The sequence below is a fragment of the Microvirga arvi genome, assembly GCF_016892765.1.
GTDB classification, from domain to species: Bacteria; Pseudomonadota; Alphaproteobacteria; order Rhizobiales; family Beijerinckiaceae; genus Microvirga; species Microvirga arvi.
Genome location: NZ_JAFEMD010000036.1, coordinates 33,805 through 60,219 on the forward strand (window position 1 = coordinate 33,805; position 26,415 = coordinate 60,219).

Below are 26,415 nucleotides of genomic sequence, written 5' to 3' on the forward strand. Positions count from 1 at the left end.
ATGTTTCTACCGCTTCACGATGGCGTCCCGCTCAAGAACCTGAAGACGCCGCTCGCGACGCGGCTCCTCATCGGGATCTGCATCCTCGCCTATCTCCTGACCTTCTACGGCCCGGTGGGCGCGGATGCGATGGTCGGCGGCCTCGGCTTCATCCCGTCCGTCCTGTTCGGCACGGAAACTTTGCCCGAGGGCTATCCCTTCGTGCCGGTGGAGCTGACGCTGGTCACCAACATCTTCCTTCACGGCTCCTTCTTCCACCTGATCGGCAACATGCTGTTCCTGTGGGTGTTCGGCGACAATGTGGAGGATGCCATGGGGCATCTCCGCTTCGTCGTGTTCTTTCTGCTCTGCGGAACGGCCGCGAGCCTTGCCCATGCCTTCATCACGCCGGAACCCCACCGCCCCCTGATCGGGGCCTCCGGCGGCGTCTCCGGCGTGGTGGCGGCTTATCTCATCCTCTATCCGCGGGTGAAGATCTGGGGCCTCTTCCTCAAAGGGATCCCGCTGCACCTTCCCGCTTATTGGACCATCGGCTTCTGGTTCGTGCTTCAGTTCGCCTCGGCTTTCCTGGGCGGCGATGAGAGCGTGGGCTGGTTCGCCCATCTTGGCGGGTTCATCGTGGGCGCTATTCTCATCCCCTTCATGCGCCGCCGCTACGACCCTGTGCTCGCCCGCGTCCAGGCGCAGGAACTGCAAGCGCCGCGTTGACAATCGGATGCTGGCCGCCCGCGCATCGTGCGGACCAAAAAAGGAGCATCGGATCGACCCCAAAAGTACATTCCACTTTTGGGTCCGATGCTCTAGGGTCCATCCGCCTTTTTCCTATATGTCCGGAGGGCCGGTTTTCGGCCATATCCGGATCTGACCTTTGGTGAGGATGGACGAATGAAGCTTCTTGTATGTGTGAAGCGGGTTGTGGACTACAACGTGAAGATCCGGGTGAAGCCGGATGGCTCCGGCGTCGAACTCGCCAACATCAAGATGTCCATGAACCCCTTCGACGAGATCGCCGTCGAGGAGGCGGTGCGCCTGAAGGAGCAGGGCAAGGCCACCGAGATCGTCGCCGTCTCCATCGGCCCGCAGCAGGCTGGTGAGACCATCCGCACCGCGCTCGCCATGGGGGCCGACCGCGGCATCCTGGTCAAGACCGACTCCACCGTCGAGCCGCTGGCGGTTGCCAAGATCCTGGCCAAGGTGGTCGAGCAGGAAAAGCCTGATCTCATCATCATGGGCAAGCAGGCGATCGACGACGATTCCAACCAGACCGGCCAGATGCTGGCAGCCCTGCTGGGCTGGCCGCAGGGCACCTTCGCCTTCAAGGTGAACGTGGGTGAGGGTTCCATCGACGTCACCCGCGAGGTCGATGGCGGCCTGCAGACGGTGGGCCTGAAGCTGCCGGCCATTGTCACCACGGATCTGCGCCTCAACGAGCCGCGCTATGCGTCGCTGCCCAACATCATGAAGGCCAAGAAGAAGCCCCTCGACGAGACGAGCCCTGAGACGCTCGGCGTAGACGTCGCTCCGCGCCTGAAGGTGGTCAAGACCGCCGAGCCGGGCGGGCGCAAGGCCGGCGTCAAGGTCGGCTCCGTGGCCGAACTGGTCTCGAAGCTCAAAGTCGAAGCCGGCGTGCTCTGAGAAGGATTTTTAGAACAATGACCACCTTGCTGTTTGCCGAGCACGACAACGCTCACCTGAAGGACGCCACCCACAAGGCACTCTCCGCTGCCCAGGCGCTCGGCGCTCCGGTTCACGTGCTGGTGGCCGGATCGAACGCCCGCGCGGCGGCCGAAGCCGCCGCCAAGCTGGGAGGCGTGGAGAAGGTGCTGCTCGCCGACGCTCCGGCCTACGAGCACCAGCTCGCCGAGCCCACAGCAGCCCTGATCGTGTCGCTCGCCGGCTCGTATGATGCCTTGGTGGCCCCTGCCACCAGCAAGGGCAAGAATGTGATGCCACGCGTGGCGGCGCTGCTCGACGTGATGCAGGTCTCCGACATCATCAAGGTGATCTCGCCCGACACCTTCGAGCGGCCGATCTATGCCGGCAATGCGATCCAGACCGTGCAGGCCACCGATCCTAAGAAGGTGATCACCGTGCGCACCGCCGCCTTCCCGGCCGCCACTGAGGGGGGCTCTGCCGCGATCGAGACGGTGAATGCCGCCGACGATCCGGGCACGTCGAGCTTCAAGGGCGAGGAGATCGCCCAGAACGACCGGCCCGAGCTGACCTCGGCCCGGATCATCATCTCCGGCGGCCGCTCGCTCGGCTCCTCGGAAAACTTCACCAAGTATATCGAGCCGATTGCCGATCAGCTCGGGGCGGCCATGGGCGCTTCCCGCGCCGCCGTCGATGCGGGCTATGCTCCCAACGACTGGCAGGTGGGCCAGACCGGCAAGGTGGTGGCGCCCGACCTTTACATCGCGGTCGGGATTTCAGGCGCCATTCAGCACTTGGCGGGTATGAAGGATTCCAAGGTGATCGTGGCGATCAACAAGGACGAGGAGGCCCCGATCTTCCAGGTGGCCGATTACGGCCTTGTCGGCGACCTCTTCACAATCCTCCCTGAACTGAAGGAGGAGTTGACCAAAGCCGGTCAATAAGGTCAGGAATAGTGACGGACCGGGCGGAACCTCCGCCCGGCCGTTGTGACGGTTGGATGCAGGCAGCAGATCGATGGGCATTGAGATCAAGACGGTTGGCGTGATCGGCGCGGGACAGATGGGCAGCGGCATCGCCCATGTCTGTTCGCTCGCGGGGTTCAACGTCCGGCTCAACGATCTCTCGGAGGAGCGGATCAATGCCGGCCTCGCCACGATCAACGGCAACATGGCCCGTCAGGTCTCCAAAGGGGCCCTCACCGAGGGCGACCGGCAGGCCGCTCTCGAGCGGATCAGACCGGCACGCACCTATGACGACCTCTCGACCTGCGACATCGTCATCGAGGCCGCGACCGAGAACGAGGAGGTGAAGCGCAAGATCTTCACCAATCTCTGCCCGTCGCTGCGCTCCGACGCGATGATCGCCACCAACACCTCGTCGATCTCGATCACGAGGCTCGCGGCCGCCACCGACCGGCCGGAGAAGTTCATCGGCATCCACTTCATGAACCCCGTGCCGGTGATGCAGCTCGTGGAGCTGATCCGCGGCATTGCGACCGACGATCCGACCTATGAATCCGCCAAGGAGTTCATCGGCAAGCTCGGCAAGACCTCGACCGTATCCGAAGACTTCCCGGCCTTCATCGTCAACCGCATCCTGCTGCCGATGATCAACGAGGCGATCTACACCCTTTATGAGGGCGTGGGATCGGTCGAGGCCATCGACACGGCCATGCGCCTCGGCGCCAACCATCCCATGGGCCCGCTCCAGCTCGCCGATTTCATCGGCCTCGACACCTGCCTGTCGATCATGCAGGTGCTGCACGAGGGCCTCGCCGATTCCAAGTACCGCCCCTGCCCTCTCCTCGTGAAATACGTGGAGGCCGGCTGGCTCGGGCGGAAGACGAAGCGCGGCTTCTACGATTACCGCGGCGAGAAGCCGGTTCCGACCCGTTAAAGCAGCTTTAGCGCATCGTGCGGACCCAGCGGGCCGCGCTCAACGATGCGCCAGTTAAAAAAGAGCATCAGATCAGACGCTTGAACGCATCGGTGAAGAGGTAGGGGCCGAAGCTCCACAGGCCGGCCCAGAGCATGGCCCCGAGGGCATTCGCTATCACGAAACGGTGCCATGGCATGCCCGCCGATCCGGCTACAATGCCATTGAGCTGGCGCAGCACCACAATGAAGCGCGCGGTCAGAACCATGAAGAACCCCTTGGTTTTCGCCAGGCTCTCAATCCTGGACAGGCGCTCCGGCGTCAGCTTCAGCCAAGGGCCGAACCTGCTCAGGACGAGCCGGCCTCCGAAGCGGCCGATCAGATAGCCTGTGCTGTCGCCGAGCACGGCGCCAAGCCAGGCCGCCAGGAAGACATGCTCGATCTCAAGATCGCCACGCGCGGCCAGAAGGGACGCCGCAATCAGGGCGCTCTCGCCGGGCAGGGGCACGCCGAAGGACTCGAAATAGAGAACGACCAGCAGGGCCCATACGCCGTAAGCGCCGATCGCGGGCTCGATCCAGGCCACGCCTTGTTGAAGAAAGTTCATCGCGACACCTGGTCAAGGGGAAAGCCCGGATCGCGCCGCCTCCGATGTCATGCGGGCTCAGAAGTCCGCACGATGCGCTAGAGCGTCGGACAGTTCAACGGACGCATTCCCTGACGGAGACTTCCCTTGGCCTGCCTCGGCTGGGGCGTTCCATTTGAGCTCATGCCAACTTCACCATCGGCTTCAGATCCAAGCCCTACGTCTGGCGACGATCACCGCGCTCACGATGAACAGGACTAAGCCTCCAAGCACGGCCCAGAACCCGGGAACGCCCGTCTGGGTGTAGGGTGTTTCGAAGTTCATCCCGAAGATGCCCGCAACAGCGCCCGCGACGCCCAGCATCATGGTGATGAAGGTCAGGCGACGGACAAGGTCGTTCGTCGCCTCCGCGGTGCGGGTCGTAAACAGATCGAACGAGCCGTTCACCAGCTCGCGCGCATGGTCAACCGCATCGACCGCCCGCTCGTAGCGTCGCTCCAGGGAGCGGTAATGCGCCGCCGCATCGGACTCGACGACTTGGGCGAAGTCGGGACGGGAGAGTCCGTAGAACACGGGTCGCTGCACGGCGAGCAGATGCCGCAGCTCGGAGACACGGCGCCGGGTGGCAACCACGCCGGCCAGAAGGCTTCTGCGGCCAGAGCCACTCAGCAACGCCTCGTCGAGGCGATCGAGAAGCGCCTCGAGCTCCGTCACTGCCTCGAAGTAGGTGGTCAGGTGCCAGTCGAGGAGCGAAGCCGCCAGCGCCGGCGGGCTGAGCGCTCCGATCAGGGTTTCGCCCTTGTTCTGGTCGCGGAAGGCTTGCAGGAACAGAAGCTCAGCCTCGTGCACCGTGATGATCCAGCGCGGTCCGACGAGAAACTCCAGATGCTCCGGGCGCCGCTTGGTGAGCGCCCGCTCGCCATTTCCTTCACCTGCATCGGCAAGCCCGATGACGTCGAACTGAAAGTATTCGCCGTAATTGTCGAGATAGAGCGCCTCCTGTGGATTCAGCAGTTCGCGCAGCGAGCCCCGGTCGAGGGAGAGAAGGTCGACGAGCTGCTCCATCTCGCGGCGCTCGCGCCCCAGGACATCGATCCAGAGCAGGCTCCGTTCATTGAGCTCGGCAATGCACTGCGCGTTGAGGTCGACCTCCTGGTCGTGTCCGTCGGCGTCGTAGAGGAAGGCACGGATCAAGGGTCACCTGGAATTGGGCTGCGTAGGACAAAAACGCTGGTTCAAGCTAGGCAGTTCCAAGCACGGGATGGCTTCGACCTCCTGGGCGCCGGTTCCAAGGGACCCGCTTTGATCGATGGCTGAGAGTTCCAGCCAGCGCATCGTGCGGACCCAGAGGGCCACGTCAGTGACCCGAAGGGCCGCGTCAGCGAACAGTGGACCCACTTTTGCATCCGATGCTCCAGCCATGCTTCGTCCGCGCCGCATCTTCTGTGGGTGCGTCACAGACGTTCCGCCTTTCGTCTTCACAACAGCGTCACACTGCCTATAGTCTACTCGGACGGGAAATGACTCTTCTCTTAAGTTAAAGAGGAGGTGAGGTGACGATACACGTCCAGCCTGTTGTGCGACCGGAGGCCTGCCCGGCCCTCGTCCTCAATGCCGACTACCGGCCTTTGAGCTACTATCCCTTGTCCATCTGGTGCTGGCAGGATGCGATCAAGGCGGTCTTCCTCGATCGGGTCAACATCGTCTCCGAATATGACAAGGTCGTGCGAAGTCCCACCTTCGAGATCCGGCTTCCGTCGGTCATCTCGTTGAAAACCTACGTCAAGCCGTCGCGGCACCCCGCCTTCACCCGCTTCAATGTCTTCCTCCGCGACCGCTTCAGCTGCCAATATTGCGGAGACCGCGAGGACCTGACCTTCGATCACGTCATCCCCCGGTCCAAGGGCGGGCAGACCACCTGGGAGAACGTCGTCGCCGCCTGCGCGCCCTGCAACCTCAGGAAAGGAGACAAGCTGCCCCGCGAGGTCGAGATGTGGCCCCGGCAGAGCCCCTTCGCCCCCACCATCCACGATCTCCATTCCAACGGCCGCCTCTTCCCGCCGAACTATCTCCACGAGAGCTGGATGGATTATCTCTACTGGGACAGCGAGCTGGAGCCTTAAGGCCCGGCACCGTCATTATCGCGCACCCCATAAGCCTTGCGCGTCACCCCACAAGAACGTCTCGTTACACCCCATAAACATGCAAGGGAAGGATTGTGCCAACGGGCAACTGCTGGCTGCACCACTCGGTGAAGCGGGGGATGTGCCGGAGACGTGCTATGAGCAGGCCGCCTCAGCCCGGATACGTTCGTATTCTCTGCGGATTGTACCCTTGCCGTAGGTACGCTCAAGGCGGCGCACGATGAAATGCCCTCGGGCGAGTGTCTGGAAATGGTCAACGAAAGTGACGTTGACGGCCGCGCCGCCGATCGCCCCTACGACCGGCACAGCCTGGGCGGCGACCTTCTGCGAGACGACCAGCCCGAACCGGGACCCAATCTGGGCCAGCAGACGCACGATGGCCGAGGCGCTGTCATCGACGACGCCCCGCCCGGCCACCTGCTGTAGGGCGCGACTGACGGACTTCGCCATCGCCGCCCGCACGGCAAAGTAGCCCGTCTCGTGCAGGTTGTCCGAACCGGTGCGCCCGCCCAGGGCGAAAACCTGGAGGCAGGCCAGAGCCGTCTCGGGATCCTCAAGATCCTCGCCTTCGCTCTGAGCAATCCGGGCGATCGACCGCAGCATGATCGTTGTCGAGATCGGGAGCTCCATCAGGACAGCCGAGATGCCCAAGGCTCCGCCCATGGCCCCGGACAAGACCGCGAGCGCCTTGTGTACGCGGCTCTCGGGATCCCTGCCCTCCTTCGGTATCGTCAGGAGCGCATACCGCAGGGCTCGGGTGAGCGCCGCCTGCGTCGCCTTCGAGATCATGTCGGATGCCACCTGGGGAAGAGCCTGCCCGAGCAATTCGATCGGCCGCCCGGCCAGGGCGGACAGCCGGGCTACGTAACTCGGCCCCTCCAGCGCGTTGATGGCTCGCCGCAGCGCCGCGCGATCATCCTCCGAAAGGGCGATATCCGGTGGTGCCGTGCTGCCGGCGGATGACGGAAGCGGCTCCTGACGGCGAAGTTCCTGGCTCATGCGATGTATCTGGGGATCCGGAGCCCCTACCGACAGTCCGACCCTCCTTATCTTTCCCGGAGAGAGCTCCCTGGCAGAGAATGATCTGATCCACAGGGACGTTTCCTTGACCTGATCGAAGGTGGGCAGATCGCTCAGGCCTAAGCTCCCAAGCCGAGAGGTTTGATCGAGACTTCCGAATGTCTCCGAATAGCCTCAGTCGGGATTCGTCGCCACCTTCAGTCCGCGCTTGATCGTCTTGAGGGCGATTAGGCTCTTGTACTTGCGCACGACGGGCTGCTCCGTCATCAGCCTCTCGATGAAGGAATTATAGCTGTCGAGGTCGCGGGTGGAGACCAGGAGCGCGTAGTCCGCGTCGCCCGTGACATACCAGCACGACTGTACCTCCGGCGCCTCGACCACCCAGCGCTGGAAGGCTTCCAGGGCGCTGCGGCGCTCGTTGTCGATCTCCACCTCGACCAGCACCGTCACCGTCCGCCCGATCGAGCGGGGCTCGACCAAGGCGACAACCTTCTCGATGACGCCGTCCCTCTTCAGGCGCGACAGCCGCCGCTGCACGGCGGACGCCGACAGCCCCACCCTGCCGGCAATCGCCTCACCTGGCATCTCAGCATCCTCCTGAACCAAGTCGAGAATGCGGAGATCTAGATCGTCGAGGTCAGGCATGCGAGAAACCTGCATAAGACGAGTACTCGGTGCGCTACCACGGCGTAGAGGCCCATGAAATCGCGATCATCCCGCGCGAAGTGCTGCTAAGGTTATCGCATGAACACTGCACGTCTGTCACCTGCCCGGATCGCCCAGGCCCCGCACCTGATCGATCCGATCTTCCTTGGCTCCGCCCTGCGGACCTCGCCGGATCTCGACCGGCACCTCGGCATGTCGCTGTGGCTGAAGGACGAGACCGAGAACCCGATCCGCTCCTTCAAGGGCCGCGGCACGAGCCTGTTCGTGAAGCGCGAGGTGAGCGCAACGACCACCCTGGTCGCTGCCTCGGCCGGCAACTTCGGCCAGGGGCTCGCCTATGCGGCCGTCGGGGCCGGGCACCGGGTCGTCGTCTTCGCCGCCGAGACGGCGAGCCCGCTCAAGATCGAGGCCATGCAGCGGCTCGGAGCCGAGGTCGTCCTCCATGGGCGGGATCTCGATGCCGCCAAGGCCGAGGCGCGGGCATTCGCAGCCGAACAGGGCTTCCGCTTCGTCGAGGACGGGGCGGAGCCCGCCATCGCCGAGGGGGCGGGCACGATCGCGCTGGAGATCGCGGAAGCCCTGCCCGCGCTCGACGCCGTGTTCATCCCGCTGGGGAACGGCGCGCTCGCGACTGGAATGGGGTGCTGGCTCAAGCATCGATCGCCGCAAACCCGGATCGTCGCGGTCGCGGCGGAGGGGGCGCAGTGTATGGCAGATTCCTTCGCAGCGGGCCGGCCGCTGGAGACGCCAGCCGTCGATACGATCGCCGACGGCATCGCCGTCCGGGTCCCGGTGCCCTTCGCCGTGACATCCATGAAGGACACCGTCGACGATGTGGTGCTCGTCAGCGATGATCTGATCCTCGAAGCCATGAGGCTCGTCCGGCGACATCTCGGACGCGCCGTCGAGCCGGCGGGCGCCGCAGGCCTCGCCGGACTGATCCGGCACCGGCAGGACTACTCAGGCGCCCGTGTGGCTACCGTCCTGTGCGGCGCCAACCTGACACCGGAGCAGATCGCGGCCTGGCTCCCTCCGGACTAGCCCCCCTTCACGACTTTCCCTATCCAGACCCATGCCATTGGAGACATTCCCGATGCCCCTGCCTGCCGGAGTGGCCACCCACCCTGCCCTTGCGTTCACCACAAGCGCCCTTGCCGAGATCATGACCGCCTGCTTCGAGGGCTATGTCGTGCCCCAGGCGATCAACGGAGAGATGTTCAACGCCCGCTTCAGGCGCGAGACCCTCGACCTACGCGCCAGCCGCGTGTTCATGGAAGGCGGGCACCCTGTCGCTCTCATCCTCGTGGCCCGCCGCGGCTGGACGGCCCGGATCGCCGCGATGGGCATCGTTCCGGCTTACCGGGCTCGTGGCCTCGGGCGGACCGCCTTGGGTGAGGTCATCGACGACCTGCGCAAGCTCGGCGACCGACGCCTCCTGCTCGAGGTCATTGACACGAACGAGCCCGCATTACGCCTCTACCGCAGCCTCGGATTCGAGGTCCGTCGTCGGCTGATCGGCTATCGCCGTCCTGCAGCGGCCGGAACACCTTCAGCCGTGGCCGACCTGGTTGAGGTCGATCCATTGTCGATCGCCCGCAGGCTTGCCGCGGAAGGACCGGCTGACCTTCCGTGGTTCCTGGCTCCTGAAACCCTCGCCGCAACCGCGGCACCCGCGCGCGGACTGTGCCTGGAAGGGAGAACCTTCGCCATCGTGGAGCCTGCGCCGCAGCCCGCAAGCCTCGCCCTGCGCACTCTCTTCGTCAATCGTGATGCGCGTGGGCGTGGGTTGGGGCGCGCCATGATCTCTGCCCTGGCGGCGGCTCATCCGGAGCAGGATCTTCTGATCTCGGCCAATTTCCCGGAGGAGCTCGCTCCCGGCTTCATGGCCTGCATGGGGTTCGAGCGGACGCCGATCAGCCAGTTCGAGATGGACCTCGATCTCGCTGTCTGAGGCATATGGGACCCCTTCCGAGCCATCAAGGAAATGACTGATGTCCGAATATGAACTGATCGCCTCCAAAGGCTGCGGTTCTGCCGTGATCGAGATGGCGCTGGCCTTGGCAGGCCTGCCGCATCGCGTGACGCTGATCCCCTACCTCGAACCGGGACCCGGGCGCGAGCGGCTGCTGTCGCACAACCCGCTGGGGCAGGTGCCGACGCTGATTCTGCCGGACGGCACCGCGATGACCGAGAGCGCTGCCATGGTGCTGCACATCCACGACGTGGCGCCGCAGGCAGAGCTCGTTCCCCCCGACGTCGACAACCGGGCCGTGTTCTTCAATCTGCTGGTCGTCCTAGTCGGCGCCGTCTATCCGACCTTCACCTTCGGGGACGAGCCGAAGCAGCTCGGGCTCGACGATGCTGCGGCCGCCCGTCTCCGGGGGGAGAGCGACGCCCGCCGCATGCGGATCTGGCGGCACATGGAAACCCTGGTCTCGCCGGCGCCCTATGCGCTTGGATCGGCGTTGACGGCGCTCGACCTCTATCTCGTGGTGATGACCGCCTGGAACCCGGGGCGCGCCTGGTTCGCGGAGCACTGCCCGAAGCTGCTCGCGGCTGCCGATGCGGCTGCACAGATCCCGGCCGTCGCCCGCGTGCGCGAACGGAACGCGTAGCATGCCCGACGACGCGTTCCTTGCCCGTAGCGCCGGAGCCTCGGCACGCGAGGTCGTACTTCGCCGCGCCCAGGAGACGGACCTGCCTGCCCTGAACCACCTCATGCAGGCCTCGCGCGCCTATGAGGGCGAGTACCGTCGCATCCTCGACGGATACGTCATCAGCGCCGACCAGATCGTGCGGGACCATGTCGTACTGGCTGCACATGGTGGCGAGGTGCTCGGGTTCTACAGTCTGATCACAGGCGGCGAACCCGAGCTCGACCTGATGTTCGTGGCCGACGCCGCACAGGGCGCAGGGCTGGGTGCCCGCCTGTTCAGGCACATGAGGCCGAGGCCGCGCGCCTCGGCCTCATGTCGGTCAGGATCGTCTCCCATCCGCCCTCGGCCGGTTTCTACAAGCGGATGGGCGCCGTGCCGGTCGGCACGAGTCCTGCTTCCGGACGGATCACATGGGAGCGTCCGGTCCTCGTGCTGCCCGCGAGGCCTGCCGCGACGACCTCTTATGGGGTGCACGATGCGTCAGTATTTTACCGTCCGGGATAAAAGCCTTTGCGGGCTGCAGCCATGGCTGCGAAGCCGGCAAGCGCGAGAGAGATCAGCACGTTCCACCCCGCCAGCGAGAGGCCGAGGAAGCGCCAGGCGGCTTCCGTGCAGCTGACGACGCGGGTGTTCTGCAGCTGGTTCAGGAAATCGCCCACATTGCCCGCGCCGGCGCCCGCCCCGCCGCCGCCGCAATCGCTCGGGCCTGCGAAGAAACCCCACTCAACCCCTGAATGATAGGCGCCGAGCCCCGCGCTCACGAGGAAGATCAGCGCCAGCAGCCACAGACCCGCCCTCGTCCAGCGTGGCGGCAGGAGAGCCGCCAGCAAGCCCAGAGGAATGGCGGCGTAATAGGGGTTCCGCTGGATCAGGCAGAGCTTGCACGGCACGTAGCCGAAAACATGCTCGAACACGAGAGCGCCACCGACAGTCGCCGCCGCACCCAGGGCGACGGCCAGGGCCGCCTGACGGATGGTGAGGCCGATCTGCATCGATCCCTCTCCTTTAGAAAAGATAGCGGAAGGCGACGAAACCACCAATGAAGGCCGCGATGGCCAGAGCCGCCACCAGATTGAAGTTGTTGTCGATGATCGACTTGATGCGCGGCCCGAACTTGCTCATCAGCAGAGCGATGATGAAGAACCGGGCGCCACGGGTCAAAATCGAGAGCACGATGAACCAGCCTAGGTGATAGCCCGCAAAGCCCGAAGTGATGGTCACGAGCTTGTATGGAATCGGCGTCAGACCTTTCAACAGGATGACCCAATGGCCGTATTCCGCATAGGCGTGCCGGAAAGTCTCTGCTCCCTCGGCAAGGCCGTAGAGCTGGAAGAGCCAGGCCCCGATGGAGTCGTAGAGGCCCAACCCGATGAAATAGCCCAGGATGCCTCCCAGAACGGAGGTAATCGTGCAGATCAGGGCATAGAACCAGGCCTTGTCGGGCCGGGCCAGCATCATCGGCACGAGCATCACATCCGGCGGGACGGGAAAGAACGAACTCTCCGAAAACGAGACCACAGCCAGCGCATAGGGGGCCGAGGGCCGCGCCGCGAGGGAAAGGGTCCAATCGTAGACACGTCTGAGCATAAGGATCCGACCGGTTCAGGAGGCTCACCGCCCCGGCGACCTTTGAGCACAAGGCGCCTGGAAATGCGAGAGGCCAGCCGTGCGGCTTCCCTTCACATCTCGCAGATTGACCACCCTTCATGCCTCATGGTACGTCGCAGGTCCTTGCCCCTGTGGCGGAATTGGTAGACGCGCTCGACTCAAAATCGAGTTCCGCAAGGAGTGCTGGTTCGATCCCGGCCAGGGGCACCATAGCCTTTTCAGATGGTACGGCATAAAGCTTCAGGAAAATCGATCGTTTCCCAAGCTCTCGGGATATCCTGCGCCACGAGAGCCCAGGCGCCATCTCATCGACCCTAGGTTTTCAGAGCGCATTCATGGTTGTGCTTGATGGTCCCAGGCGCGAGTCATAGGTCGGGCAGCTCAACAAGGTCCCGATGGCTGTACGTTACTATCGGGTCTTTCCACTCTCACGGAAGCCTGTTGGCACGTGGCACGACCTTGGATCAGAGACCTCGGCCAACTAGCACTTCTGAGCTACCCCACCTTCGATCTTGCGAGCTGCACCCCGTTTGGAACAAATGGCCGCGGTCGAAAACGCCAGATACGGCGGTTCGGCAATGCCAAGGGCGTCGCCAAGGGCTTTTCGGCAGAACAGACAAACGTTTCAAACCACGAGGAGAGGGGCTTGCCATGGATTGTGAAATCGAAAGCGTTGCGCGCGCCTTGCACTCTGCCGAAGAGGATACCCAGCTTTGGGAACGCGAACCTGACATCGTGAAGGAAGAGTTCCGTTTCTATGCCCGTGCAGCCTTGGAGATGCTCGTCCAGCATCGCCGGCAGCAAGCGGCAGAAGCAGAGCCCATCTCCTTTCCTTACGCGGCGTAGTTTCCGAGCGCCCTATCAGGACATTTGTTTCAACGCGCGGGAATGCACCCTGACAGACCCAGGTCTTTCCTCCAGAAAATGCTCACCTGATGTGACAGCGCCCGCGGTGCGAAACCGCGGGCGCTGGCCTTCAAGAGGTTGATGCTGGAACGGAAACGATCAGCCGCGACGCTCGATGACCGTCACGATCCGCCGGGTGCGCGGCTCCAGGATCACGACCTGATCGCGTACGACAATGTATTTGCATTCCGGCAGACCGGTCAGGATCCGCTCAACATTGTCCGGGCAATCGTACAAGGTCGTCACGGAAGCCGGAATGGTCGAGCCGACGCTGACACTGAACTCCACATTGGTCAGCGGCTGCACGTTCACACTGCGGAACGACTGTGAGATCTGGGTCCGCTGCTCCGAGGTGACGCTGATGTTCGCGGAGCCGGCCGAACCTGTGCTGCCGGTGGTGTTGGTATTGGCCGCGCCGCCTGTCGCGTTGGACGCATTGCCTGTGGTGCTCGTGCCGCCCGAAGCGGTGCCGGACGCATTACCCCGCGTCGTGCCGGATGTTCCGGACTGGGCGCTGTCCGTCGCGCTGCTGCCTGTCGTCGAGGTGCCGGACGAGCCGCCGGTGCTGCTGGAGGCGGAACCCGACGTCGTCCCGCTCGATGTGCCGGACGTGCCCGAGCCGCCCATCGTCGCTCCGGACGAAGAGCCTGAGGAGCCGCCGGGCGTCATGATCGTGGAGCCGCCGGAGGAACCGCCCGAGTTGCTGCCGCCGCCTGAGCTGCCGCTCGTCTGCGCCATCGCCGCCACGCTCAGGGAAAAAGCCGCTGCCGCTACACCAGCCAGTAAAGTGACACGCATTGGATGAAACCTCCCGATGATACAGAGCCCAAAAGGGGCCCTCTTGCTGCGTATCAACGGAGGTTCTCAGGGCGGGTTCCCCTCCCCTTCTCAAGGGGCAGCGGCGTACATCCGCGGTTCAGGAATATGAACGAAATCGGCTGAAACAATCGCTTTTTTGCACAGCCTGCATGTCACCTCACCCGCTTTTCACGAGGTGTGCAGACGCTCGGATGCGAAGGGTGCGAAGGCTGCGACGACCTTCTCATAGACCGGGCGCTTGAACGGGATGATCAGCTCCGGAAGGCGGTGCATTTCCTCCCAGCGCCATTCGTCGAATTCGGGCCTGTGCCCACCGCCGCCCGGCTGGAGGATGTTGATCTCGCTCTCGTCGCCTTCGAAGCGGAACGCGAACCATTTCTGGTTCTGTCCGCGATAGCGCCCGCGCCAGGCACGACCCGCCACCATGGATGGCAGATCGTAGGCGTACCATTCGGGCGCTTCGGCCAGGAGACTCACGGAGCGGACGCTCGTTTCCTCGTAGAGCTCGCGCAAAGCGGCCTGATAAGGCTCCTCACCAGGATCAATCCCGCCTTGGGGCATCTGCCACGAATAACCATCCGACGCGGCATCGGCCTCTGAACGGCGCCGGCCGATCAAGACCAGACCATCCTTGTTGATCAGCATGACTCCGACACAGGAGCGGTAGGGCAGATCCTTTCTGGCCTGTGATCCTCTTGCGCTCCTCATCCGACTTTTACTCCCTTGATTGCAGAACCCGATGTGGCCGGTTCTTGATAGTGCCGGCGCTTGCTCATGGTTCCAACGCAAGTCAAGAGAGTGCCGCTTCACCGGCCCTTGCACAAGCCTTTCCGCAGGGCTGTGGAAGCCCGAACAAGAAAGGGCCTAGCGGGATGTTAACTCGCCAGGCCCTTCTGCATCACTGTTTCTCGAACGAAAGGACGATCCGTCCTTAGAGCAGGCATCGGATTGGATCCCAAAAGTGCAAATCCACTTTTGGGTCCGACGCTTTAGTTCGGCGTCGTGGTCGTGTTGGCCGCGCCCTTGCGAACACCATGCAGCAGGTCGTAGGCCGCGATGAGCTGCTTGTCCTTGGTCGGATCCGGCGGAACGTAAGCGGAGGAGCCGCCGCGCTCTTCCTTCTCGCCGCCATTCTGCAGGTGGCCGCGCAGACCGGCTTCGCCCTTGGTCTCGTCCTTGCCCTTCAGCTCCTCGGGAACGTCCTGCAGCACCTCGATGTCAGGATCGATGCCCTTGGCCTGGATCGAGCGGCCGGCCGGGGTGTAGTAGCGCGCCGTCGTCAGGCGCACGGCCCCGTTGCCGCCGAGTGGGATGATGGTCTGCACCGAGCCCTTGCCGAAGGAGCGGGTTCCGAGAACCGTCGCACGCTTGTGGTCCTGCAGGGCGCCGGCCACGATCTCGGAGGCCGAAGCCGAGCCGCCGTTGACAAGCACCACCAGGGGCTTGCCCTTGGTCAGATCGCCTGCCTTGGCGCTGAAGCGCTGGGTGTCCTCGGCATTCCGGCTGCGGGTCGAGACGATCTCGCCGCGGTCGAGGAAGGCATCGGAGACCATGATCGCCTGGTCGAGCAGGCCGCCCGGGTTGTTGCGCAGATCGATGACGAAGCCGGCCACCTTGTCGGCGCCGATGTCGCTGGAGAGCTTGTCGATGCCGGCGCGCAGGGCCTCAAAGGTCTGCTCGTTGAACTGGGTCACGCGCAGCACGCCGATGTCACCCTCGACGCGGGCCCGGACCGGGCGCACCTTGATGGTTTCGCGGGTCAGCTTCACCACCACCGGATCCTTGGCTTCCTTGCGCTGGATCTTGAGGGTGACCGAGGAATTGACCGGACCGCGCATCTTGTCGACCGCCTGGTTCAGGTTGAGGCCCTGAACAGGCTCGTCGTTGATGTGGGTGATGATGTCGTTGGCCAGCACGCCGGCGCGGGAGGCAGGGGTCTCGTCGATCGGGGTCACGACCTTGACGAGGCCGTCCTCCATGGTGACCTCGATGCCGAGGCCGCCGAACTCGCCGCGGGTCTGCACCTGCATGTCGCGGAAGCTCTTGGCATCCATGAAGCTGGAATGCGGATCGAGAGAGGTCAGCATGCCGTTGATGGCAGCCTCGACCAGCTTCGACTCTTCGGGCTTTTCAACGTAGTCCGTGCGAACCTTCTCGAAGACGTCTCCGAAAAGGCTCAGCTGCCGGTACGTGTCGGACGAGGCGGCAATCGCGCTCATGCCCGACAGGAGGCTGGTCTGCGACACCATGGTCGCGCTGCCTGCGCCGATAGCCGCACCGAGAATCAAGAGGGATAGTTTGCGCATTATCCGCGAACCTTTTCGCTTTGCGATTTTGCCCACCAGGGACTTGGATCGATTGAACCGCCGTCTTTCCTGAACTCAACATAGAGGACGGGATTGTTCTTTTCTATGGCAGCGCCGATCAAACTCATGAGAGGAGCCTCTCCCATAGTCGCAACGGGCTCGCCAGCGAGCACGAATTGTCCGACATCGACCTTGATTTGGTCCATGCCGGCCAGAAGAACATAGTATCCCCCACCGGCATTGATGATCAAGAGTCGACCATAGGACCGGAAGGGGCCGGCAAACGCCACCCATCCGTCCGCGGGTGATACCACAGTTGCATTCTGCCGTGTCGTGATCGAAATGCCACGCGTCGTTCCGCCATAGCCGTCAGGGGCGCCGAAATCCAGGGCCGTCTCGCCACCGACGGGGCGCGGCAGGAGGCCACGGGCCTCCGCAAACGGAATTTTCGGAGCCAGCCGGGCAGGATCCCTGAAGGCAAGCTGGGCAAATTTTTCCCGGGTTTCGCGCTGCTGCGCTTCCGCGGCCTTGCGGGCCTCCTCCGCAGCCCTTTGCGCGCCGGCAATCTCCCCTTCCATGCGGTCGATGAGCTCCTTCAGGGTTCCGGCCTGCCGGGCCAGCTCCTGGGCCTTCTTCTGCTCGGCGCCGGCATTGCGCTCGACCTCGGCGATACGGCCCTGACGGGCTTCCATGAGGGCTGCGATGCGCTCCTGCTCACGATTGAGGGCTGTCAGTTCCCCATTCAGGGTCGTCCGGTCGGTGCCGATCGCCTCTTTCAGGCGCACGAGCTCGGCCAGATCGGTTGAGAGAATCTCGGCCTCGACGCGCAGCTCCGGCAGAACGGCGCCCAGCATGATCGAGGCCCGGACCGCCTCGAGCATGTCCTCGGGCCGGACCAGCACAGCGGGCGGCGGGCGGCGGCCCATGCGCTGCAGAGCGGCGAAGACCTCGATGATGACGCCCCGACGGCTTTGCAGGGAGCGGCGAATGGCCGCTTCGCTGGAGGTCAGGGTCTGGAGCCTCTGCTCCAGGCCTCCGATCCGATCTTCGGTGCCGCGGAGCCGTTCGGCGGTTTCGATCAGGGCCGCATTGAGCTTGGCCCGATCCGCCTTGATGGAGTCGATCTCGGCCTCAAGGCGCCGGCGCGCCTCGGCGTTGGCCGTGATGGCCTCCTCCAGGACCTTGAGATCCTGTTCGCGCCGGGCCTTCTCCTCGGCCGTTTCAGCCTGAACGGACGGTGCCGCAGATGCAGGCTGCTGAGCCCTCACCGGGCTCAGGCTGGCAGCAACCATGCATGCGGCAAGACCAATGGCCTTGCTGGAGGGAAAAAAATTGAAGCGGGTCATCCGTCAGGAATCATCGTGGCCGGCGCGATGATAGGGGTGACCGGCCATGATTGTCATGGCTCTATAGAGCTGTTCGGCCACGAGCGCCCGCACGATCTGGTGCGGCATCGTGAGCGCCCCGAAGGATACGACGAGATCGGCGCGCTGGCGCAGCTTGGGATCGAGGCCATCGGGGCCGCCGATCACGCAGGCCACTCCCGACCGGCCTTCGTCGCGCCATTGCCTGATTCGGTCGGCGAAGGCTTCGCTGGAGGGGCTCTTGCCGCGCTCGTCGAAAACGATCAGAACGGCGGAGCCGGCCTTCTCGAGCAAGGCTGCAGCCTCTTCCGCGCGCCGGTCGTCCTCCCGGCGCGCCCGGCTCTCGGGCAGCTCGACAATATCGAACCCGGCCAAGCCCAGGGCTCGGCCCATGCCTTCGACCCGCTGCCTGTATCGCTCGACCAGCTCCCGCTCGGGGCCGCTCTTGAGACGGCCTACGGCCAGCAAGCTCAGTCGCACGATGAGAGCCTTATGCTAGCTGGCGCGGTCCTGCGGGCGGTCGGCGCCCCACATCTTCTCGAGGTTGTAGAAGCCACGAACCTCGGGACGGAAAACGTGGATCAGCACATCGCCGGCATCGATGAGCACCCAATCGCAGGCTGGCAGGCCTTCGACGCGCGCATTCCCGAACCCCTTGTCCTTGAGGTCCTTGATCACGCGGTCGGCGATGGCGCCGACATGGCGGTCGGAACGGCCCGATGTCACGATCATGGTGTCGGCAAGCGAGGTTTTTCCGGCCAAGTCGATCTCGACCGTGTTCTCGGCCTTCATGTCCTCGAGGGAAGCCAGGGCAACGGCCCGGATATCCTCATCGTGCGGAGCATTCGCTCCGGAGAGAGGCGGAAGCGGGTTAACATCCGCTTCGACGGAAGATAGTCGGTTCAGGTTCAGACCCTTTCTCAACGGCACTCAAGGGTGCCGACCCTTAAGATAATGCGGGAAGGCCCCATTTTTCAACGTCCTCTGATGGGAGAAGTTCGCCGCAGCTGGCGAAGCTTCGTGGATGAGAGATGGGAGCGGGGGCCATGCAGAAAGATCCAGGCGGGCGGCCTCAGCCCTGGCAGGGCCTTGGCTTCGGCCTCGGCGACCCGGCTCGCCGACAGGGCCGCGGCGCTGCGGGAGCGGACGGCCTTGAGGGTCCAGCCGGGTCGGTCGACGATGGCCATCGGCATCATTCGGGCGATCCGTCGCCAGCCCCGCCAGCGGTGGAAGCTCGCCAGATTGTCCGCCCCCATGATCCAGACGAAGCGCACCTTCGGATAGCGACGCTTGAGATAGGCCAGGGTGTCCACGGTGTAGCGGGCCCCGATCTCCTCCTCGAAGGCGGTCACATCGATGCGGGGATGGTCTGCGACCTGCCGGGCCTCTTCCACCCGCATCGCGGTCGTCGCCAGTTCGCCGGTGTCCTTCAGGGGATTGCCTGGCGTGACGATCCACCAGATCCGGTCGAGGCCGAGCCGCTTCAGGGCCATGAGGCTGACATGGCGATGCCCGTCATGCGCCGGGTTGAAGGACCCGCCATAGAGGCCGATCCGCATGCCGGGAACAGCCCGCGGCAGACGGGACAGGCCCGAGGGCCTGATGCGGAAGCGGGATGTCGAAGGCTTCACGGACGCGTCTGGCCCGAGCCGCGGATTCGATACTTGAACGAGGTCAGCTGCTCCACGCCCACGGGACCGCGGGCGTGCATGCGCCCCGTGGCGATGCCGATCTCGGCCCCGAAGCCGAACTCGCCGCCATCGGCGAACTGGGTGGAGGCGTTGTGGAGCACGATGGCTGAGTCCACCTCGGCCAGGAAGCGCTCGGCGGCGGCCTGATCGTCGGTCACGATGGCATCCGTATGGTGGGAGCCGTAAGCCTCGATGTGCCGAATGGCCTCGTCGAGTCCATCGACAATCCGCACGGAAATGATGGCGTCGAGGTATTCGGTGCGCCAATCCTCTTCCGTGGCCGGAGTCACGCGCGGATCGGCTGCCTGGACGGCCTCGTCGCCGCGCACGGCGCAGTCTGCCTCGATCAGTGCGGCGATCAGGGGCTTCAGATGGGTTCCGGCGCAGGCGCGGTCAACCAGGAGCGTCTCGGCCGCGCCACAGACGCCGGTGCGGCGCATCTTGGCGTTCAGAACGATCGTCTTCGCCATCTCCAGATCGGCCTTGCCATGCACGTAGACATGGTTGAGCCCTTCCAGGTGGGCGAAGACCGGCACCCGCGCCTCCTCCTGCACCCGCGCCACCAGGCTTTTTCCGCCGCGCGGCACGATCACGTCGATGTTGCCGTCGAGGCCTGAGAGCATGGCGCCCACCGCCTCCCGGTCGCGGGTCGGCACGAGGCGGATCGCGTCGGCGGGCAGGCCCGCCTGCTCCAGCCCCTCTCCCATCGCCTGGGCGATGGCCAGCGACGTGCGGAAGCTCTCCGAACCGGCTCGCAGGATCGCGGCATTGCCGGCCTTGAGGCAGAGCGCACCCGCATCCGCCGTCACGTTGGGGCGGCTCTCAAAAATCACGCCGATGACGCCAAGCGGGGTCGCCATGCGCTCGATCTGCAGGCCGTTCGGGCGCTCGAACCGCGCCAGCACGCGCCCGACCGGATCGGGCAGGTCGGCGATGCTCTCGACCGCAGCCGCGATGGCTTCGAGGCGCCTTGGGTCCAGCATGAGGCGGTCGATGAATGAGGCAGGCTGACCTTTGGCCCTCGCCTCGGACAGATCCTTCTCATTGGCTGCGAGGATCGCATCGGCCTGTGCCCGGATGCAGCCCGCCATCGCCCGCAGGGCCGTGTTCTTGTCCTCGGCGGAGGCCAGGGCCACGCGCCGCGCAGCCGCCCGTGCCCGGCGGCCGAGTTCATTCATGAGAGCCGGAAAATCCGGGTTTCCAACCGAAGTCGCACCTGGCGCGTTGAGGTGGTCAGCGAGCACTTCTGCAATCAAGGCGCGAATGTCGTCCATGTCCAAGTCCCAGCCCCTGACCCCTTCAGGGGAAATGTCCCGATCGATACCCATAGCACGACAGGCAGAGCCGGAGCCAAGCCGTGCCGTTTCCCCTGCCCTGTCCGCGCCGGAGGTCCGGATCGGAACCTCGGGCTGGCACTACCGATCCTGGCACGGACCTTTCTACCCGGCACGCCTAAAGATCAAGGATTTCCTGTCCTACTACGTCCAGCGCTTCGACACGGCGGAGATCAACAATTCCTTCTACCGGCTTCCCACCGAGCAGGCGGTGCAGGCCTGGCACGATGCCACGCCGAAACAGTTTCTGTTCGCCTGGAAGGCTTCGCGCTTCATCACCCATATGAAGCGGCTGAAAGGGATCGAGGAGAGCATCGATCTGGTCTTCGGCCGGATGAATGCCTTGGGCGACAAGTTCGGCCCGGTCCTGTTCCAGCTGCCGCCCACCTTCAAGGCCGATGCCGAGACACGGGAGCGGGTGGCGCGCTGCCTGTCGCTCGTGCCTCAAGACCGACGCTGCGCCTTCGAATTCCGCCATCGAGCTGGTACGAGGAGGATGCCTTCCGGATCCTGCGCGATCACAACGCGGCGCTCTGCATTTCCGATCATGCGGATGCGCCGGCGCCCTGGGAGGCCACGGCGGATTTCGTCTATGTGCGTGCGCATGGCACCAATGGACGCTATGCCGGCAGCTACTCGGCCGAGACCCTGCAGGACTGGACCCACCGCATCAAAGATTGGCGCAGGAACGAGCGCAGCGTCTATGTCTATTTCGACAACGACATCAAGAGCGCAGCTCCCGGCGACGCGCAGACCCTGCGGAGCCTCTTGGGCGAGGACTAGAGCATCGGACCCAAAAGTGGCCTCCACTTTTGGGTCCGATGCTCCACTCTTTGAAACGCGCATCGTTGTCTGCGGAAAACCGGGTCCACTTTTCCGCACGATGCGCTAGTCACTGAGCGCCATGTCGTCCCGGTGAATCATCTCGGCGCGACCGGGATAGCCGAGAGCGGCTTCAATCTCCCGACTGGAGCGGCCGATGATTCGGGAGGCTTCATCCGCGTCATAAGCCACGAGGCCTCGGCCCAGGACCCGATGTCCATCGCTGATCGTCACGGCATCGCCGCGATGGAATGAACCTTCGATCCGCCGCACGCCCACCGGCAGCAGGCTTGCGCCGCTCTGCAGCGCTCGCGCGGCGCCCTCGTCCACGTAAAGCGTGCCGCGCGGTTCCAGCGCACCCGCGATCCAGGTCTTGCGGGCGGTCACGGGATTGGACGGCGTGAGAAACCAGGTGCAGCGCCCGCCCTCGGTGACACGCTTCAAGGGATTTTTCGTGCGGCCATCGGCGATGATCATATGCGTGCCGCCGGCCGTCGCGATCTTGCCGGCCTCGACCTTGGTCCGCATGCCGCCGCGCGACAACTCGGAGGCCGCGCCTCCCGCCATGGCCTCGATGGCAGGCGTGATGCGCTCGACCACCGGGATGTGCTCGGCATCGGGATCGGAGGCAGGCGGCGCCGTGTACAGCCCGTCGATGTCGGAGAACAGCACCAGGAGATCGGCGCCGATCATGGTGGCGACGCGTGCCGCCAGGCGGTCGTTGTCGCCGTATCGGATCTCGGAGGTTGCGACCGTGTCGTTCTCGTTGATCACCGGAACGGCGCGCATCTCGAGAAGCTTCAGGGCGGTGGCGCGGGCGTTCAGGTAGCGCCGCCGCTGCTCCGTATCGGCGAGCGTCACCAGGATCTGGCCCGCCGTGATGCCGTGATGGGCCAGAACCTCCGACCAGATGCGGGCGAGCGCGATCTGCCCGACGGCCGCCGCCGCCTGGCTCTCCTCGAGCCGCAGCGGACCGGACGGCAGCCCCAGCACCGTTCGCCCCATGGCGATGGCGCCGGAGGAGACGACGAGAACATCGGCGCCCTTGGCATGAAGATCGGCGATGTCTTCGGCGAGCGCCGCAAGCCAGGCATGGTTCAGCCGGCCGCGCGCCCGATCAACGAGAAGCGCGGAGCCGACCTTCAGGACGACGCGGCGGAACTGGCTGAGTTGCGGGCTCACGGATGCCACTCTTCCTGAGGCTGGGCCGGCTCTTCCTCGACCTTAGCCTGATCGATGACGGTCAGGAGCGCCTGCAGCACCTCCTGCACACCCAGGCCCGAGGCCGAGGAGATCACGTAAGGGGTGCGCTTGCAGGCTTTTTTGAGCTTCTTGAGCTGGTCTTTCAGCGTGTCCTCGTCCAGGGCATCCGCCTTGGAGAGCGCCACGATCTCGGGCTTCTCATCCAGGCCATGGCCATAGGCTTCGATTTCATGGCGAACCGTCTTGTAGGCTTCGCCCGCATCCTCGCTCGTGCCCTCGACCAGATGCAGCAGCACCCGGCAGCGCTCCACATGGCTCAAGAACCGGTCGCCCAGTCCCACACCCTCGGACGCGCCTTCGATCAGTCCCGGAATGTCGGCCAGCACGAATTCTCGGGCGTAGGCCCGCACGACGCCGAGCCCCGGATGGAGCGTGGTGAAGGGGTAATCGGCGATCTTCGGCTTCGCGGCCGTGACTGTCGCCAGGAATGTCGATTTGCCGGCGTTGGGCAGGCCGACGAGGCCCGCATCCGCGATCAGCTTGAGGCGCAGGATGAGCGTGCGCTCGATGCCCTCCTGACCGGGATTGGCCCGGCGCGGAGCCCGGTTGGTGGAGGTGGTGAAATAGGCGTTGCCGAAGCCGCCATTGCCGCCCTTGGCCAGCAGCACCCGCTGGCCCACATGGGTCATGTCGGCGATGACGGTCTCGCCGTCCTCCTCCAGGATCTCGGTGCCTGCCGGGACTTTCAGCACCGCATCGGCGCCCTTGGCGCCATGCCGGTTCTTGCCCATTCCATGGCCGCCGGTCTTGGCCTTGAAATGCTGCTGGTAGCGGTAGTCGATGAGGGTGTTGAGCCCCTCCACGCATTCCGCCCACACATCACCGCCGCGGCCGCCGTCGCCGCCGTCCGGCCCGCCGAACTCGATGAACTTTTCACGGCGAAAGGAGATGGCGCCGCCACCGCCGTTGCCGGAGCGGATATAGATCTTGGCTTGGTCGAGAAATTTCATAATCCGCATCCTTTACGGGACTGGAGCAGTTTTCGCAAAAGCGGATCCGCTCTCGCGGTTGAAATGCTGCCGTTCACGTCGATCGTGCGGAAGCAACGCGGACAAAAGTGAAGTGCTCCCGAACGCGTTCGGGAGCACCTCGATGCTAGCGCATCGTGCGGAAAAGTGGATCCGGTTTTCCGCACGATGCGCTTATCTAAGCTGGAGCATCGACTCGATCACCAAAGTGCAAATCCACTTTTGGATCCGATGCTCTAGCTGGCGAGAGACATCTCCCGCTCCACCTCAACCTCCATGGAGAGAGGCTCGCGCACGAAGCCGGTCTGGCCCCAGGCCTTCAGACTCTCCCAGGTGCGCCGGTCGAGCCGGAAGTGATCCACCGGATAGAGGCCGCACCGGGCCGGCAGTTCGGAAAGCCCGGCGCCCTGATAGGCGAAGCCGCACTTCTCCAACACCCGCCGGGACCCCGGGTTGATCACCCGGGCGCAAGCCGTGATCTCGTCCTCCTCGCCATAGGCGAAGAAGGCGTCGATCAGCGCGCGGGTCGCCTCGGTGGCATAGCCCTTGCCCCAGTAGGGGGTGCCGAGCCAGTAGCCGAGATCGGGCTTGCCGGTTTCCGGGCTCGGACCGATGCCCACCATGCCGATGAGGCTGTTGGGCTTGCCCTTGGGAGTGATGGCAAGCTGCAGGCCCTGGCCGTCCGCATTGGACCGCCGGGACTGGAAGATGAACCGCTCGGCATCGTCCGGATGGTAGGGATGCGGAATTCGGGCCGTCATTTCCGCGACCGCTTTCTCCCCGGCAAGGCGTACGATGGCTTGCGTGTCCGCAAGACGGGCCCAGCGCAGCCACAGGCTGCGGGTCTCGAGGCGGAAAACATCGTCACGGGTGAGGTCGGGAAACATCGTCTTGCTCCGATCCGGTCGGGCCCTCCCTGGGCCCTGGAAATGACGAAGGGGAGGTGGACATCCCACCTCCCCTGTCAGTTTCGGATTGGAGCTTGGCCTTTTCGGGCCTGTCTGGAGCTCTTCATCCGCCGGGTCGGTGTGATGCCCGGCGGGAGCTCCTTCGTTTCGCTCTCGCCGTTTACTCTGCGGCCTCTTGGGCCGGTACGACCGATACAAAGGCTCGGCCTTGACGCGTCAGGAATCGGACTCGGCCATTGGCCGTGGCAAAGAGGGTGTGGTCTTTGCCCATGCCGACATTCGCGCCGGCATGCCATTTGGTGCCGCGCTGACGAATAATGATGTTGCCGGCGACAACCTGCTGATCGCCGAAACGCTTGACGCCCAGACGACGGCCTGCCGAGTCGCGACCGTTGCGAGACGAACCGCCTGCTTTTTTGTGAGCCATGGGTTACTCCCGTGTTCCTGTCAGTTGCCGTGACGCTTATTCAGCGGTGGCCGGCGCAGCTTCGTCAGCCGCAGCCTTGGTGGTCTTCTTGGCCGCAGCCTTCTTGGGCTTTTCGCCACCAGCGAGGATCTCGGTGATCCGCACCACGGTGTAATCCTGGCGATGCCCGCGCTTGCGGCGCGAATTCTGGCGACGGCGCTTCTTGAAGGCGATGACCTTCTCGCCGCGGGTGTGTTCCACCACCTCGCCCGACACGGTCACGCCCTCGACGAGAGGGGCACCCAGCTGGGTGCTGCCGTCGTTCGTGACCATGAGAACCTGGTCGAACGTGACGGCGGTGCCCGGCTCGCCTGCGAGCGTGGCGACGGTGATGACGTCGTTGGCGGCAACGCGATACTGCTTGCCGCCAGTCTTGATCACTGCGAACATCTTGATCCTCGTGTTCAAACCCAAACCTCAGCAGGGCAAGCCCCACCGGATTGGCTTTTTGGCAGTTTCCGGCTTCGATTCACGGCAGGCTTTAAGCTGCCGCATGGATATGGGCAGGCACTCGTGCCCGCTCATAGAGGACGCCTATCTACGGACGCCCCTTGTCTTTGTCAATCAAAAACCTTGCTTTTGACGCTTGAAGCGCCGCCAAGCGCATGATATCCACCCGGCCTCAACCAGCGGGCCTTGAGGGCCTTCGCACCCCGGAGAGGTGGCAGAGTGGTTGAATGCACCGCACTCGAAATGCGGCATACGGGCAACCGTATCGGGAGTTCGAATCTCCCCCTCTCCGCCACTATTTAAGTCTATGATATTACAGAGTTTTCTGCTTATAGCCCTCTACCTTTGAGTGCCGAATTTCTTGTGCGAATTCGGCGGCAGCCATTCTCTGGCAGGCATTTTCTGAGCACCGAAGAGGGCTTTTATGGCTCCAACTCTGCCTCTGTTCTCCGCCTAAAGATCGCCCAGTCCGGTTGTGAGGGATAGGCAGCTGCGTGTGCAGTCGATTTGACTAATGACCGCATTCAGCTCGAGAGTGGCACTCTGAGCAAAGTCTGCAATGTGCCAGAAGGCGACCTTGCCTGACAAACGTCGAGAGACACCGAGCTACGCCCTCGAAGTCAAACAAAACTTGAATCGTCGTAGCGAAGGAGCCCGCCTCGCGAAGCAAGGCGAGCTTCTCATTGTCATCTTGGGCACCGCGGATCCTTGGCTCCAGACGTAAGGTCTCGACCTTGATCCATCACGGGCCTCGTGGCGCATTCAGCCTTGAATGAAGGCAAGAAGATCCGCGTTGATGATCTCCGGGTGCGTGGTGCACATGCCGTGCGGAAGACCCTCATACACCTTGAGCGTGCCGTTCCTGACGAGCTTGGCCGCGAGCAGGGCCGAGTCGGCAATCGGGAC

At 64.2% G+C, this 26,415-nt stretch carries 28 protein-coding genes, 2 tRNA genes and 2 pseudogenes; 12 read left to right on the plus strand and 20 right to left on the minus strand.

Going from position 1 to position 26,415, the window contains the following annotated elements; translation table 11 throughout:
* From ILT44_RS20130 to ILT44_RS20145, 4 genes are all read left to right on the plus strand, one after another.
* Positions 1-708, plus strand: a complete 708-nt coding sequence (locus ILT44_RS20130; protein WP_204241403.1) for a rhomboid family intramembrane serine protease — start codon at positions 1-3, stop codon at positions 706-708.
* 177 nt (positions 709-885) lie between these two features.
* Positions 886-1,635 (plus strand): electron transfer flavoprotein subunit beta/FixA family protein, encoded by a 750-nt coding sequence (locus ILT44_RS20135; protein WP_204241404.1) that lies wholly within the window; start codon positions 886-888, stop codon positions 1,633-1,635.
* 17 nt (positions 1,636-1,652) lie between these two features.
* On the plus strand, positions 1,653-2,597 hold the full coding sequence (locus tag ILT44_RS20140; protein ID WP_204241405.1) for an electron transfer flavoprotein subunit alpha/FixB family protein: 945 nt from the start codon (positions 1,653-1,655) through the stop codon (positions 2,595-2,597).
* A gap of 73 nt (positions 2,598-2,670) precedes the next feature.
* Entirely contained in the window at positions 2,671-3,552 is an 882-nt protein-coding gene (locus ILT44_RS20145; protein WP_204241406.1) for a 3-hydroxybutyryl-CoA dehydrogenase, read from the plus strand.
* 67 nt (positions 3,553-3,619) lie between these two features.
* On the opposite strand, the gene ILT44_RS20150 is transcribed toward ILT44_RS20145, so the two are convergent.
* Together ILT44_RS20150 and ILT44_RS20155 are read right to left on the minus strand one after the other, a co-directional pair.
* Positions 3,620-4,117: a DedA family protein gene (locus ILT44_RS20150; RefSeq protein WP_307826595.1), complete on the minus strand. Its 498-nt coding sequence runs from the start codon at positions 4,115-4,117 to the stop codon at positions 3,620-3,622.
* A 204-nt stretch (positions 4,118-4,321) separates the two neighbouring features.
* Positions 4,322-5,311, minus strand: coding sequence for a magnesium transporter CorA family protein (locus ILT44_RS20155; protein WP_204241408.1), 990 nt, complete (start codon positions 5,309-5,311; stop codon positions 4,322-4,324).
* A gap of 359 nt (positions 5,312-5,670) precedes the next feature.
* Between ILT44_RS20155 and ILT44_RS20160 the strand changes: the two genes are divergently transcribed.
* On the plus strand, positions 5,671-6,240 hold the full coding sequence (locus tag ILT44_RS20160; protein WP_204241409.1) for an HNH endonuclease: 570 nt from the start codon (positions 5,671-5,673) through the stop codon (positions 6,238-6,240).
* Positions 6,241-6,396: 156 nt separating this feature from the next.
* Here ILT44_RS20160 and ILT44_RS20165 read toward each other — a convergent pair whose 3' ends face one another.
* On the minus strand, positions 6,397-7,260 hold the full coding sequence (locus ILT44_RS20165; protein WP_204241410.1) for an EcsC family protein: 864 nt from the start codon (positions 7,258-7,260) through the stop codon (positions 6,397-6,399).
* Between the two features lie 195 nt (positions 7,261-7,455).
* Positions 7,456-7,926, minus strand: a complete 471-nt coding sequence (locus tag ILT44_RS20170) for an Lrp/AsnC family transcriptional regulator (RefSeq protein ID WP_204241411.1) — start codon at positions 7,924-7,926, stop codon at positions 7,456-7,458.
* 99 nt (positions 7,927-8,025) lie between these two features.
* Between ILT44_RS20170 and ILT44_RS20175 the strand changes: the two genes are divergently transcribed.
* Genes ILT44_RS20175 through ILT44_RS20185 form a run of 3 tightly spaced genes read left to right on the plus strand, consistent with a single transcriptional unit; the run spans position 8,026 to position 10,562 of the window.
* Complete coding sequence (locus tag ILT44_RS20175) at positions 8,026-8,988, plus strand: threonine ammonia-lyase (protein WP_204241412.1); 963 nt, start codon at positions 8,026-8,028, stop codon at positions 8,986-8,988.
* A gap of 52 nt (positions 8,989-9,040) precedes the next feature.
* The gene (locus ILT44_RS20180; protein WP_204241413.1) at positions 9,041-9,898 is read left to right on the plus strand and encodes a GNAT family N-acetyltransferase; all 858 of its coding nucleotides are present in this window, start codon (positions 9,041-9,043) and stop codon (positions 9,896-9,898) included.
* 40 nt (positions 9,899-9,938) lie between these two features.
* Positions 9,939-10,562, plus strand: a complete 624-nt coding sequence (locus ILT44_RS20185; RefSeq protein ID WP_204241414.1) for a glutathione S-transferase family protein — start codon at positions 9,939-9,941, stop codon at positions 10,560-10,562.
* 530 nt (positions 10,563-11,092) lie between these two features.
* On the opposite strand, the gene ILT44_RS20190 is transcribed toward ILT44_RS20185, so the two are convergent.
* Positions 11,093-11,596, minus strand: coding sequence for a disulfide bond formation protein B (locus ILT44_RS20190; RefSeq protein WP_204241415.1), 504 nt, complete (start codon positions 11,594-11,596; stop codon positions 11,093-11,095).
* Between the two features lie 13 nt (positions 11,597-11,609).
* Complete coding sequence (locus ILT44_RS20195) at positions 11,610-12,191, minus strand: YqaA family protein (RefSeq protein ID WP_204241416.1); 582 nt, start codon at positions 12,189-12,191, stop codon at positions 11,610-11,612.
* Positions 12,192-12,337: 146 nt separating this feature from the next.
* On the opposite strand from ILT44_RS20195, the gene ILT44_RS20200 reads away from it, so the two are divergent.
* Both ILT44_RS20200 and ILT44_RS20205 read left to right on the plus strand, forming a co-directional pair.
* Positions 12,338-12,422, plus strand: a tRNA-Leu gene (locus tag ILT44_RS20200).
* A 441-nt stretch (positions 12,423-12,863) separates the two neighbouring features.
* The gene (locus tag ILT44_RS20205; RefSeq protein ID WP_204241417.1) at positions 12,864-13,058 is read left to right on the plus strand and encodes a hypothetical protein; all 195 of its coding nucleotides are present in this window, start codon (positions 12,864-12,866) and stop codon (positions 13,056-13,058) included.
* Between the two features lie 159 nt (positions 13,059-13,217).
* On the opposite strand, the gene ILT44_RS20210 is transcribed toward ILT44_RS20205, so the two are convergent.
* From ILT44_RS20210 to ILT44_RS20245, 8 genes are all read right to left on the minus strand, one after another.
* The gene (locus tag ILT44_RS20210) at positions 13,218-13,916 is read right to left on the minus strand and encodes a DUF1236 domain-containing protein (RefSeq protein WP_204241418.1); all 699 of its coding nucleotides are present in this window, start codon (positions 13,914-13,916) and stop codon (positions 13,218-13,220) included.
* A 189-nt stretch (positions 13,917-14,105) separates the two neighbouring features.
* Positions 14,106-14,645, minus strand: a complete 540-nt coding sequence (locus tag ILT44_RS20215) for an RNA pyrophosphohydrolase (RefSeq protein WP_204241419.1) — start codon at positions 14,643-14,645, stop codon at positions 14,106-14,108.
* Positions 14,646-14,926: 281 nt separating this feature from the next.
* A complete protein-coding gene (locus ILT44_RS20220) occupies positions 14,927-16,243 on the minus strand; it encodes a S41 family peptidase (protein ID WP_204241420.1) in 1,317 nt (438 codons plus the stop codon).
* Positions 16,243-17,589, minus strand: a complete 1,347-nt coding sequence (locus tag ILT44_RS20225; protein WP_204241421.1) for a murein hydrolase activator EnvC family protein — start codon at positions 17,587-17,589, stop codon at positions 16,243-16,245. Before ILT44_RS20225 ends, ILT44_RS20220 begins: the two co-directional genes overlap by 1 nt.
* A 3-nt stretch (positions 17,590-17,592) precedes the next feature.
* Positions 17,593-18,087 carry a 23S rRNA (pseudouridine(1915)-N(3))-methyltransferase RlmH gene (rlmH, locus tag ILT44_RS20230; RefSeq protein WP_204241422.1) on the minus strand — a complete coding sequence of 165 codons (495 nt, stop codon included), beginning with the start codon at positions 18,085-18,087 and terminating at the stop codon, positions 17,593-17,595.
* A 15-nt stretch (positions 18,088-18,102) separates the two neighbouring features.
* Positions 18,103-18,432 carry a ribosome silencing factor gene (rsfS, locus tag ILT44_RS20235; protein WP_307826596.1) on the minus strand — a complete coding sequence of 110 codons (330 nt, stop codon included), beginning with the start codon at positions 18,430-18,432 and terminating at the stop codon, positions 18,103-18,105.
* A gap of 149 nt (positions 18,433-18,581) precedes the next feature.
* Positions 18,582-19,238 (minus strand): nicotinate-nucleotide adenylyltransferase, encoded by a 657-nt coding sequence (locus ILT44_RS20240; protein ID WP_204241423.1) that lies wholly within the window; start codon positions 19,236-19,238, stop codon positions 18,582-18,584.
* Positions 19,235-20,476 carry a glutamate-5-semialdehyde dehydrogenase gene (locus tag ILT44_RS20245; RefSeq protein WP_372441195.1) on the minus strand — a complete coding sequence of 414 codons (1,242 nt, stop codon included), beginning with the start codon at positions 20,474-20,476 and terminating at the stop codon, positions 19,235-19,237. The genes ILT44_RS20240 and ILT44_RS20245 overlap by 4 nt, the downstream gene beginning before the upstream one ends.
* A 130-nt stretch (positions 20,477-20,606) precedes the next feature.
* On the opposite strand from ILT44_RS20245, the pseudogene ILT44_RS20250 reads away from it, so the two are divergent.
* Positions 20,607-21,415: pseudogene (locus ILT44_RS20250) on the plus strand (DUF72 domain-containing protein).
* A gap of 105 nt (positions 21,416-21,520) precedes the next feature.
* Here ILT44_RS20250 and proB read toward each other — a convergent pair.
* From proB to rplU, 5 genes are all read right to left on the minus strand, one after another.
* The gene (gene proB / locus ILT44_RS20255) at positions 21,521-22,636 is read right to left on the minus strand and encodes a glutamate 5-kinase (RefSeq protein WP_204241426.1); all 1,116 of its coding nucleotides are present in this window, start codon (positions 22,634-22,636) and stop codon (positions 21,521-21,523) included.
* On the minus strand, positions 22,633-23,667 hold the full coding sequence (obgE, locus tag ILT44_RS20260; protein ID WP_204241427.1) for a GTPase ObgE: 1,035 nt from the start codon (positions 23,665-23,667) through the stop codon (positions 22,633-22,635). The genes proB and obgE overlap by 4 nt, the downstream gene beginning before the upstream one ends.
* A 254-nt stretch (positions 23,668-23,921) precedes the next feature.
* Positions 23,922-24,572: a GNAT family N-acetyltransferase gene (locus ILT44_RS20265; protein ID WP_204241428.1), complete on the minus strand. Its 651-nt coding sequence runs from the start codon at positions 24,570-24,572 to the stop codon at positions 23,922-23,924.
* Between the two features lie 181 nt (positions 24,573-24,753).
* Positions 24,754-25,020 (minus strand): 50S ribosomal protein L27, encoded by a 267-nt coding sequence (gene rpmA / locus ILT44_RS20270; RefSeq protein WP_036355650.1) that lies wholly within the window; start codon positions 25,018-25,020, stop codon positions 24,754-24,756.
* Between the two features lie 36 nt (positions 25,021-25,056).
* Positions 25,057-25,449 (minus strand): 50S ribosomal protein L21, encoded by a 393-nt coding sequence (gene rplU / locus ILT44_RS20275; RefSeq protein ID WP_204241429.1) that lies wholly within the window; start codon positions 25,447-25,449, stop codon positions 25,057-25,059.
* Between the two features lie 265 nt (positions 25,450-25,714).
* Between rplU and ILT44_RS20280 the strand changes: the two genes are divergently transcribed.
* Positions 25,715-25,804: transfer RNA gene (locus ILT44_RS20280), tRNA-Ser, on the plus strand.
* A 467-nt stretch (positions 25,805-26,271) separates the two neighbouring features.
* On the opposite strand, the pseudogene ILT44_RS31030 reads toward ILT44_RS20280, so the two are convergent.
* Positions 26,272-26,415: pseudogene (locus tag ILT44_RS31030) on the minus strand (alpha/beta hydrolase); the annotation flags it as partial.